Source organism: Pseudomonas sp. NPDC008258 (assembly GCF_042956345.1).
GTDB lineage: Bacteria > Pseudomonadota > Gammaproteobacteria > Pseudomonadales > Pseudomonadaceae > Aquipseudomonas.
This window is the reverse complement of sequence record NZ_JBIBGE010000019.1, coordinates 109,081-118,834: the sequence shown is the minus strand read 5'-3', so window position 1 is coordinate 118,834 and position 9,754 is coordinate 109,081. Positions and strand designations below refer to the sequence as shown.

At 61.4% G+C, this 9,754-nt stretch carries 10 protein-coding genes; 6 read left to right on the top strand and 4 right to left on the bottom strand.

The features are described 5' to 3' along the window. Positions 1-182 precede the first annotated feature (182 nt). A complete protein-coding gene (locus tag ACFY9W_RS16965) occupies positions 183-581 on the bottom strand; it encodes a ketosteroid isomerase-related protein (RefSeq protein ID WP_391132225.1) in 399 nt (132 codons plus the stop codon). 115 nt (positions 582-696) lie between these two features. On the opposite strand from ACFY9W_RS16965, the gene ACFY9W_RS16960 reads away from it, so the two are divergent. After that, positions 697-1,287 carry a GNAT family N-acetyltransferase gene (locus ACFY9W_RS16960; RefSeq protein WP_391132223.1) on the top strand — a complete coding sequence of 197 codons (591 nt, stop codon included), beginning with the start codon at positions 697-699 and terminating at the stop codon, positions 1,285-1,287. Positions 1,288-1,339: 52 nt separating this feature from the next. On the opposite strand, the gene ACFY9W_RS16955 is transcribed toward ACFY9W_RS16960, so the two are convergent. Beyond that, positions 1,340-2,863 (bottom strand): FumA C-terminus/TtdB family hydratase beta subunit, encoded by a 1,524-nt coding sequence (locus tag ACFY9W_RS16955; RefSeq protein ID WP_391132221.1) that lies wholly within the window; start codon positions 2,861-2,863, stop codon positions 1,340-1,342. A gap of 249 nt (positions 2,864-3,112) precedes the next feature. On the opposite strand from ACFY9W_RS16955, the gene ACFY9W_RS16950 reads away from it, so the two are divergent. Continuing rightward, complete coding sequence (locus tag ACFY9W_RS16950) at positions 3,113-4,033, top strand: iron-sulfur-binding ferredoxin reductase (protein ID WP_391132219.1); 921 nt, start codon at positions 3,113-3,115, stop codon at positions 4,031-4,033. A gap of 135 nt (positions 4,034-4,168) precedes the next feature. Here the strand turns inward: ACFY9W_RS16950 and pyk are convergent, their stop codons facing one another. Continuing rightward, positions 4,169-5,623 (bottom strand): pyruvate kinase, encoded by a 1,455-nt coding sequence (gene pyk, locus ACFY9W_RS16945; protein ID WP_110742660.1) that lies wholly within the window; start codon positions 5,621-5,623, stop codon positions 4,169-4,171. Positions 5,624-5,802: 179 nt separating this feature from the next. Here pyk and ACFY9W_RS16940 point away from each other — a divergent pair, with 179 nt between their 5' ends. The 3 genes from ACFY9W_RS16940 (at position 5,803) to sbcB (ending at position 8,148) form a co-directional block, all read left to right on the top strand. Continuing rightward, entirely contained in the window at positions 5,803-6,189 is a 387-nt protein-coding gene (locus ACFY9W_RS16940; protein ID WP_391132216.1) for a tol-pal system YbgF family protein, read from the top strand. Between the two features lie 123 nt (positions 6,190-6,312). Continuing rightward, positions 6,313-6,672, top strand: coding sequence for a PilZ domain-containing protein (locus tag ACFY9W_RS16935; RefSeq protein ID WP_391132214.1), 360 nt, complete (start codon positions 6,313-6,315; stop codon positions 6,670-6,672). A 42-nt stretch (positions 6,673-6,714) separates the two neighbouring features. Continuing rightward, positions 6,715-8,148: an exodeoxyribonuclease I gene (gene sbcB, locus ACFY9W_RS16930; RefSeq protein WP_391132212.1), complete on the top strand. Its 1,434-nt coding sequence runs from the start codon at positions 6,715-6,717 to the stop codon at positions 8,146-8,148. A gap of 76 nt (positions 8,149-8,224) precedes the next feature. On the opposite strand, the gene mvaT is transcribed toward sbcB, so the two are convergent. Then, the gene (gene mvaT / locus ACFY9W_RS16925) at positions 8,225-8,602 is read right to left on the bottom strand and encodes a histone-like nucleoid-structuring protein MvaT (RefSeq protein WP_391132210.1); all 378 of its coding nucleotides are present in this window, start codon (positions 8,600-8,602) and stop codon (positions 8,225-8,227) included. 284 nt (positions 8,603-8,886) lie between these two features. On the opposite strand from mvaT, the gene purU reads away from it, so the two are divergent. Beyond that, complete coding sequence (gene purU, locus ACFY9W_RS16920; RefSeq protein ID WP_391132208.1) at positions 8,887-9,738, top strand: formyltetrahydrofolate deformylase; 852 nt, start codon at positions 8,887-8,889, stop codon at positions 9,736-9,738. Positions 9,739-9,754: the final 16 nt, after the last annotated feature.

Here is a 9,754-nt window from a genome sequence, read left to right as displayed (position 1 = left end):
GGCATGATCAGATACCTCCTGATCATGCGTATTAGCCTGTAAACCATGTCCCCGGTTTGGAATGTAAACGATGTCTCCGGTTTGTACCGCGGGCACGCCCGCTCCCACGGGGATTGCGCAGGTTTTGAAATGTGTGCTGAACCTGTGGGAGCGGGCGTGCCCGCGAAGAGGCCGGTACAGGCTTAACTTACCTGCTCAACCCAGTCATTGAGGTTGTAGTAGTTGGTCACCCGGGCAATCTTGCCGCAGTGGATGTAAAAGAAAGCCCCCGCCGGCAGCACGTAGGTTTGCCCCTTGGCCGCCGGCAACCCTTCGTCATCCGCCAGGTATTCACCCTGCACCGTGAACTCCGCCGCCGCACGGCTGCCATCGGCGTTTTGCATCACCACGATGTCGGCCAGGCGTTCGCGGTAGCAGCGGTTCATCTTGTCCATGAACGCCGCAAACCGGGCCTTGCCCATCTGCCGCTCGCCCTGGTTGATGTCGTGGATCACATCCTCGCTGAGCAGGGCGAGAAAGCCCGGCATGTCGCCGGCGTTGAGCGCGGCGTAGTAAGCATTTACCAGTTCGGTAGCGGTCATGGAACAATACCTGTCGTGTAGGGAAAAGGCGGGTCGTTGCGCCGGATGATAGGGTTTCCCCTCAAGCCCGGCTTAGCCGAGCGCGTCATCCACATCGACAAAACGACCGCCAAGCATGGAAATACGCCTGTTGCACGGCGCCGCTATCGCGCCCTACATCGATGACCTCGTTCGCCTGCGCCTGACAGTGTTCCGCGAGTTTCCCTTCCTTTACGATGGCACCCCTGAGTACGAGGCCAGTTACCTTGCCACCTATGCCCGCTCCGGGCGCAGCCTGGTAGTGCTGGCACTGGACGATGGCAAGCTGGTGGGGGCCTCCACGGGCCTGCCGCTGGTGGATGTTGCACCCGAATTCCAGCAGCCGTTTCTGGCCCATGGGCGCGACCCGGCCGCTGTTTATTACTTCGGTGAGTCGCTGGTGCTGCCGGAATATCGCGGTCAGGGCCTGGGGGTTCGCTTCTTCATCGAGCGCGAGTCCTACGCGCACAAACTGGCCGAGTTCGATTACTGCGCGTTCTGCGCCGTGGAGCGCCCCGGCGTGCATCCGCTGCGGCCTGCGGACTACAAACCGCTGCAGGGCTTCTGGCGCAACCGCGGCTTCCTGCATGACCCATCCCTGCGCACCCGTTACGCCTGGCGTGACCTGGACGCGCAGGAAAGCTCGGAAAAGATCATGTCGTTCTGGACCAAGGAACTGCCAGCTTGATCCTGTGAAAACAAAAACGGCCCCTGTTGGGGCCGCTGTTGTTACATCAGGTTTACTTCACTTCGACTGCCAGGCTTTCGGCAATCTTGCTCTGCCACAGGGCAGGGCCAGTGATGTGTACCGACTCACCGTTGCTGTCCACGGCAACGGTCACCGGCATGTCCTTGACCTCGAACTCGTAGATCGCTTCCATGCCCAGCTCGGCGAAGGCCAGAACCTTCGACTTGCGGATGGCCTGGGCTACCAGGTAGGCAGCGCCACCCACGGCCATCAGGTACACGGCTTTGTTGTCCTTGATCGCTTCGATGGCAGTCGGGCCACGCTCGGACTTGCCGATCATGCCCAGCAGGCCGGTTTGTTCGAGGATCTGGCGGGTGAACTTGTCCATGCGGGTAGCGGTGGTCGGGCCAGCCGGGCCTACCACTTCGTCACCGACCGGGTCGACCGGGCCAACGTAGTAGATGAAGCGGCCTTTCAGGTCCACCGGCAGCGATTCGCCGCGGTTGAGCATTTCGACCATACGCTTGTGCGCGGCATCGCGGCCGGTCAGCATCTTGCCGTTGAGCAGGATGGTTTCGCCCGGCTTCCAGCTGGCGACTTCTTCCGGGGTGATGTCGTCGAGGTTGACGCGACGGGCGCTTGGGCCGGCTTCCCAGACGATTTCCGGGTAGGCGTCCAGCGACGGCGCTTCCAGCTCGGCCGGGCCCGAACCATCGAGCACGAAGTGGGCGTGACGGGTGGCTGCGCAGTTAGGGATCATGCACACCGGCAGCGACGCGGCGTGGGTCGGGTAGTCCATGATCTTGACGTCGAGCACGGTGGTCAGGCCACCCAGGCCCTGGGCGCCGATGCCGAGCTGGTTGACCTTCTCGAACAGCTCCAGGCGGATTTCTTCCAGGCGGTTCTGCGGGCCACGGGCTTTCAGTTCATGGATGTCGATGGATTCCATCAACACTTCCTTGGCCATGACGGCGGCTTTCTCGGCGGTACCGCCGATGCCGATGCCGAGCATGCCAGGCGGGCACCAGCCAGCGCCCATGGTCGGAACGGTCTTCAGCACCCAGTCGACGATCGAGTCGGACGGGTTGAGCATGGCCATCTTCGACTTGTTCTCGGAACCGCCACCTTTGGCAGCCACGTCCACTTCAACCTTGTCACCTGGGACGATGGAGTAGTGGATGACCGCCGGGGTGTTGTCCTTGGTGTTTTTGCGGGCACCGGCCGGGTCGGCCAGGATCGAAGCGCGCAGGACGTTTTCCGGCAGGTTGTAGGCGCGACGCACACCTTCGTTGATCATGTCGTCGACGCTCAGGGTGGCGCCGTCCCAGCGCACGTCCATGCCCACGCGCACGAACACGGTAACGATACCGGTGTCCTGGCAGATCGGGCGGTGGCCGGTGGCGCACATGCGCGAGTTGATCAGGATCTGGGCGATGGAATCGCGTGCAGCGGGCGACTCTTCACGCAGATAGGCCTCGTGCATGGCCTGGATGAAATCGACGGGGTGGTAGTACGAAATGAATTGCAGGGCGTCGGCGACGCTCTGAATCAGGTCGTCTTGCTTGATCACGGTCATGCAGCGCGCTCCTCTTAAAGACGGGAACATTCAAAAAGACGCATCGACGGTGCCGACCAGCATGTCGAAGCGCCTTGCAAGGCGCCGGCAGGTCAGGCCGACGGAAAAAGGCGCGGCAGTATAGCGCGCATCCGTGCCGGGCACACCTGCGGCCGGTCTGGACCATGGTCGGCAGTGGTTGGGCATCCTTTTTGCTGCCGTAGCGCGCTTGGCTTAAAGTGGACTGTGATTTGTGGAGAAAGACCGACCATGCCCGAACTTTGCGTGGGCGAGCGCCGCTGGGCGGTGCCGACCGGCAGCAACCTGCTCGACGCCTTGAATGATGCCGGGCTCAATGTGCCCTACAGCTGCCGTGCCGGCAGTTGCCATGCCTGCCTGGTGCATTGCCTGGCCGGGCAACCGCTGGATGCCTTGCCCGAGGCCTTGGCACTGGACAAGCATGCCCTGGGCTGGCGCCTGGCCTGCCAGTGCCGGGTGGTCGAGGACTTGAATGTGGCGCTGTTCGACCCGCAGCGCGATGGTATGCCGGCGCATGTCTGCGCGCTGGACTGGTTCGGTGACGTGTTGCGTGTACGGCTACGGCCCGAGCGGCCGGTGCGTTACCAGGCGGGGCAGCATGTGGTGGTGTGGCATGGTTCGGTAGCGCGGCCTTATTCCCTGGCCAGCCTGCCGGGGGAAGATGACTTCCTGGAGTTTCACATCGATTGCCGGCGCCCTGGCGCCTTTTGCGACAAGGTTCGGGGTTTACAGGTAGCAGATGTGCTGCGCCTGGGTGAATTCAGGGGTGGTGCCTTGCATTACGACCTGGACTGGCAGGACCGGCCGCTCTGGCTGCTGGCGGCCGGAACCGGGCTTGCGCCGTTGTGGGGCATCTTGCGTGAGGCTGTGCGACAGGGGCATCGCGGCGAGATTCGGGTGCTGCATGTAGCGCGGGACAGCGCCGGGCACTATCTGGCTGAACCACTGATGCAACTGCAGGGCGTGCAGGTCGAGCTGGTGCTGGCAGAGCAGATGGATGAAGCGCTGGCGGGGTTGCGGCCGTCTTCGCGGCAGACGGTGGCGCTGGTATGCGGGGCGCCTGGGAGTGTGGAGCGGTTTGCCCGGCGGCTGTTCATTGCCGGGGTGCCGCGGGGGCAGGTGTTTGCTGATGTGTTCGCTGAACATGCCTGAGGCATTTGGGTTGCCTGGGCTGGCCTCATCGCCGGCAAGCCAGCTCCCACAGGATTGCATCAGACCTGAGCCTGCGTGGTCCCTGTGGGAGCTGGCTTGCCGGCGATTGGGCCGCAAAGCGGCCCCCGGGGTAGGTCAGCCGACCAGCGGATCACCAACGTGCAGGATCTTCATCCCGTTGGTGCCACCGATGGTGTGGTAGCTGTCACCCTTGGTCAGGATCACCCAGTCACCTTGCTCCACCAGGCCACGCTTGAGCAGTTCGTCGACCGCTGCCTGGCTCACCTTGTCGGCCGGCAGCGAGGCCGGGTCGAAGGCGATCGGGTACACGCCGCGGAACATGTTTGCGCGAGCCTGGGTTGCGCGGTGTGGCGACAGGGCGAAAATCGGCACGTGCGAGCGCAGGCGCGACATGATCAGCGGGGTGTAGCCGCTTTCGGTCAGGGCGATGATCGCCTTCACGCCCGGGAAGTGGTTGGCGGTGTACATGGCTGCCAGGGCGATGCTTTCGTCGCAGCGCTCGAAGGTGGTGTGCAGGCGGTGGCTGGACTTCTGGCTGGTCGGGTGCTTTTCGGCGCCCGAGCAGATACGCGCCATGGCCTGTACGGCTTCGATCGGGTACGAGCCAGCAGCACTTTCAGCCGACAGCATCACCGCGTCGGTGTTGTCCAGCACGGCGTTGGCCACATCGGACACTTCGGCACGGGTCGGCATCGGGTTCTGGATCATCGACTCCATCATCTGGGTCGCCACGATCACCGCCTTGTTATTGCGGCGGGCGTGCTGGATGATCTTCTTCTGGATGGCGATCAGCTCGGCGTCGCCGATTTCCACACCCAGGTCGCCACGGGCAACCATGACGGCGTCAGAGGCGAGGATCAGCTTGTCGAGGGTCTCGTCGTCGGCAACCGCTTCGGCGCGTTCGATCTTGGCCACCAGCCAGGCGCTGCCGCCGGACTCGTCACGCAGCTTGCGTGCGTATTCCATGTCGCTGGCGTCACGCGGGAACGAAACGGCCAGGTAGTCCAGGTCCATTTCCGCTGCCAGCTTGATGTCGGCCTTGTCTTTCTCGGTCAGGGCCGGTGCGGTCAGGCCGCCACCTTTACGGTTGATGCCTTTATGGTCGGACAGCGGGCCGCCGATGATCACCACGCAGTGCAGGGCATCTGCGGTGGCGGTTTCGACGCGCATGACCACACGGCCATCATCGAGCAGCAGTTCGTCACCGACGCCGCAGTCCTTGACCAGGTCCGGGTAGTCGATACCGACGATGTCCTGGTTGCCTTCGGTCAGCGGGTGGGCGGTGGAGAAGGTGAACTTGTCACCAATCTTCAATTCGATGCGCTTGTTGGCGAACTTGGCGATGCGGATCTTCGGACCCTGCAGGTCGCCCAGCAGTGCAACATGGCGGCCATTCTTGGCGGCGATGTCGCGGATCAGGCGCGCGCGGGCCTTGTGTTCGTCCGGCGTGCCGTGGGAGAAGTTCAGGCGTGCCACGTCCAGGCCCGCGAGGATCAGCTGTTCGATCACTTCCGGCGAGTTGCTGGCGGGGCCAAGGGTGGCGACGATTTTGGTACGGCGGATGCTCATGCACAGACTCCTATAGTGAAGCGCAGCGAAAGGCTACTCCTGAATCTCGCTGTAGTCATTGTTCCGTTGCACTACCTGCGACCAAGGCAGGGTGGCATTTGAACGGGCAGGGTATCCTTGCAAAACCCTGTGAAGATTTGTTGGCGTTGGCCGATACACAGGCATCAAAGGAGATCCCCATGCGAGCCCTGATCGTTTTCGCCCTGGCGGCCAGCGCCGTCGGCTGCACCCGCTGGTCCATGGACCACCACCTGAACAATGCCTACCGCGCCTATGACCGTGGCGATTGCGCCCGGGTGATGCTGGAGCTGTCGCAGGTCGACCGTACCAGCCGCTCGCGGCCGTTCATCCACCCCGAGGTGTCGCTGCTGCGTGGCCAGTGCCTGGAGCGCCAGGCGCTGTACGTGGATGCCGCGCAGACCTATCAGTACCTGATCCAGAAGTACCCGGGCAACGAATACGCCTACCGGGCGCGGGCGCGCCTGCAAACCCTGGAAAAACTCGGCCATTACCGCGGCGGCGAAACGGCTGTGGCCAACCCGGTGACGACTGCACCTTGGCGCTAACACCAAGGTGTGGTTTATTTCACGAGATTTGCTGCGCACGCTGCGCTAATCTGTAACTCAGCTGTTACAACAACCGCCAGTACCTTGTATTCCTGGCATCAGGTACGGAATACACTCGCGATCATGTTCAACAAGCGCCACATCGAACGTCATCAGCTGCCTTGCGTCCTCAAGGTGTTCAACCGGTTTACCAACCAGGAAATCGGCCAGCTAGGCAATGCCTCCGAAGATGGCTTGATGGTCATCAGCCAGCTGCCCGTCATGGTCGGGCCTGATTACGAACTGCAACTGCGCATGCCGTTGGTCGGCGGGGGGCATCAGTTCGTCAACCTGACTGCCAGTTGCCTGTGGTGCCGCGAAGACCAGACACCAGGGCACTACGATTCGGGTTTCATGTTGCTGCAGGCGCCTCGCGAGTACGACGAGTTCGTGCGCTCATTGCGCGACTATTTCAGCTTCCACCCCGCCAACGCTTCTGTCTGAGGCTGCGTTAGAATCGGGTCGACCTTGATACAGGACGATCCCGTGACCTCCAGCATTTTCTGGCACGACTACGAAACCACCGGCATCAACCCGCGTTGCGACCGGCCATTGCAGGTGGCCGGTGTGCGCACCGACTTCGACCTCAACGAGATCGACGAACCGATCAGCCTTTATTGCCGGCCCTCCGACGATATTTTGCCGCACCCGGCCGCCTGCCTGGTGACCGGCATCACGCCGCAGTTGCTGGCTGAGCAGGGGCTGTGCGAAGCCGAGTTCATGACCAGGGTTCATGCGCAGCTGGCGCAACCGGGCACCTGTGGCGCTGGCTACAACACCCTGCGTTTCGACGATGAAGTGACCCGCTACAGTTTGTACCGCAACTTTTTCGACCCCTATGCCCGTGAGTGGCAGGGCGGCAACAGCCGCTGGGACCTGATCGACATCGTGCGCACTGCCTACGCCTTGCGCCCGGACGGTATTCAATGGCCGCAACAAGATGGGCGCACCAGCTTGCGCCTGGAGTTGCTGAGCAAGGCCAATGGCATTGACCACGGGCACGCCCATGAAGCGCTTTCCGACGTGCGGGCAACCATTGCCCTGGCCCGCCTGATACGGCAGAAACAGCCCAAACTGTATGACTGGCTGTTCCAGTTACGCAGCAAACATAAAGTGCTGGAGCAGGTCCGCTTGTTGCAGCCACTGGTGCATATATCCGGGCGCTTTTCGGCAGCGCGTAATTACCTGGGTGTGGTATTGCCACTGGCATGGCACCCACGTAATCGCAATGCACTGATTGTGTGCGACCTGCATCAGGAAACCCTACCGTTACTGAGGGAAAGTGCTGAAGTTTTGCGCCAGCGTTTGTACACCCGCCACGAAGAGTTGGCCGAGGGTGAATTACCGGTGCCGCTCAAACTGGTACAAATCAATCGTTGTCCGGTGCTGGCACCTTTGTCGGTATTGCGCCCTGTCGATCAACAACGGTTAGGCCTGGACTTGACGTTGTTACAATTGCGTGGCGAACAGTTGGCCAGCCAACAGGCGCAGTGGCAAGACAAGCTGGAGCACATCTACGGCAAGGAAGACTTCACCCCGAGTGAAGATCCGGAGCAACAGTTGTATGACGGTTTTATAGGGGACCGGGACCGCCGCTTATGTGAGCAAGTGCGTGCCCTGGAACCCGCGCAGTTGGGCCGTGGGCACTGGATGTTCGATGACCCGCGTTTGCCCGAACTGCTGTTCCGCTACCGGGCGCGCAACTTCCCTGAGACCTTGAACAGCGAAGAGCGCCAGCGCTGGCATGGCTTCTGCCAGCAGCGCCTGAGCGACCCGCAGCGGGGCGCACCGAATACGCTGGGCGATTTCGAGCAAGCGCGCCAGCAAGCCTGGGAGCGCGCTGACGAAGCCGGCCGGCGCGTGCTGGAGGCCTGGCAAATGCATGCCCGGCAATTGCAGGCACAATTTGCAGTTGGCTGATCAACAGACAAACAAAAACGCCGGCAATGTGCCGGCGTTTTTGTTTGCGATAAGCAAAGCGCGATTACGCGGACAATCAGTCCAGCAGGGTCGCCCAGCTTTCAACCACGTCGCCGCCCCAAGTGGCTTTCCACTCTTTCAGGGTTTTGTGGTTGCCGCCTTTGGTTTCGATGACTTCACCGTTGTGCGGGTTCTTGTATTGCTTGACCTTGCGGGCACGCTTGGTGGCAGTGGCCTTGACCGCGCCGCGAGGTGCCTTGCTCAGTTTCGACTCTGGGTCGAGCAGGGCAATCACGTCGCGCAGCGACTTGGAGTATTCACCCATCAGCGTGCGCAGTTTGCCTTCGAACTCCAGTTCTTTCTTCAGCTTGTCATCCTGCGACAGGTTGGCCAGGCGGGCCTGAAGTTCCTTGATGGCTTCTTCGGTGGCGCGGTACTCGTTGATCAGGGACATGGAGTGTTCCTTAATGCGTGTTCAGAAATGTGTGGGCCAATAATAGACAGGCGATACTCACAAGTAAACATGGTACTGGGCAATTAACTGTTAATTAAGCTGTGACAATATTTCTCTACGTGAACAAAAATTTACATAAAGACCCTGCGTTTCGTCATGACGGTCAGACACTACTCGCGCAGCGATCGCTGATCCACACAGGCCATCGCAGCTGCAATCAATACTGCGTTTTTTCTGGCGGGCCGCTAGAATAGGCGCCTTTGCGAAGTTCTGGAGTCTCATTCATGCGCACCTATCGTCTGGTGATCGCCTGCCCCGACCGTGTAGGTATCGTGGCGAAAGTCAGTAATTTCCTGGCCTTGTACAATGGCTGGATCAACGAAGCCAGCCACCACTCTGATGAGCAGAGCGGGTGGTTCTTCATGCGCCATGAAATCCGTGCCGAATCGCTGCCATTCGGTATTGAAGCCTTCCGCGAGGCGTTTGCGCCCATCGCCGAAGAGTTCTCCATGACCTGGCGCGTTACCGACTCGGCGCAGAAGAAACGCGTGGTGCTGATGGCCAGCCGCGAGTCGCATTGCCTGGCCGACCTGCTGCACCGCTGGCACACCGACGAACTGGACTGCGAGATCCCTTGCGTTATTTCCAACCACAACGACCTGCGCAGCATGGTCGAGTGGCACGGTATTCCGTTCTTCCATGTGCCGGTTGACCCCAAGGACAAGGCCCCGGCCTTTGCCGAAGTGTCGCGCCTGGTCAATGAGCATGCCGCCGATGTGGTGGTGCTGGCGCGCTACATGCAGATCCTGCCGCCGCAGCTGTGCCAGGACTATGCCGAGAAGGTGATCAACATCCACCACAGCTTCCTGCCGTCGTTTGTTGGCGCCAAACCGTATCACCAGGCCTCCCTGCGTGGCGTGAAGCTGATCGGCGCGACCTGCCACTACGTCACCGAAGAGCTGGACGCTGGCCCGATCATCGAGCAGGACGTGGTGCGTGTCAGCCATGCCGACAGCATCGAAGACATGGTCCGCTTTGGCCGTGATGTGGAGAAGATGGTGCTGGCCCGTGGCCTGCGTTATCACCTGGAAGACCGCGTGCTGGTGCATGGCAACAAGACTGTGGTGTTCGACTGACAGGGTCGGATTGCCT

Coding starts and splice junctions, on each gene's coding strand:
- ACFY9W_RS16965 (WP_391132225.1), bottom strand. CDS start 581: ATGACCGCTACCGAACTGGTAAATGCTTACTACGCCGCGCTCAACGCC.
- ACFY9W_RS16960 (WP_391132223.1), top strand. CDS start 697: ATGGAAATACGCCTGTTGCACGGCGCCGCTATCGCGCCCTACATCGAT.
- ACFY9W_RS16955 (WP_391132221.1), bottom strand. CDS start 2,863: ATGACCGTGATCAAGCAAGACGACCTGATTCAGAGCGTCGCCGACGCC.
- ACFY9W_RS16950 (WP_391132219.1), top strand. CDS start 3,113: ATGCCCGAACTTTGCGTGGGCGAGCGCCGCTGGGCGGTGCCGACCGGC.
- pyk (WP_110742660.1), bottom strand. CDS start 5,623: ATGAGCATCCGCCGTACCAAAATCGTCGCCACCCTTGGCCCCGCCAGC.
- ACFY9W_RS16940 (WP_391132216.1), top strand. CDS start 5,803: ATGCGAGCCCTGATCGTTTTCGCCCTGGCGGCCAGCGCCGTCGGCTGC.
- ACFY9W_RS16935 (WP_391132214.1), top strand. CDS start 6,313: ATGTTCAACAAGCGCCACATCGAACGTCATCAGCTGCCTTGCGTCCTC.
- mvaT (WP_391132210.1), bottom strand. CDS start 8,602: ATGTCCCTGATCAACGAGTACCGCGCCACCGAAGAAGCCATCAAGGAA.
- purU (WP_391132208.1), top strand. CDS start 8,887: ATGCGCACCTATCGTCTGGTGATCGCCTGCCCCGACCGTGTAGGTATC.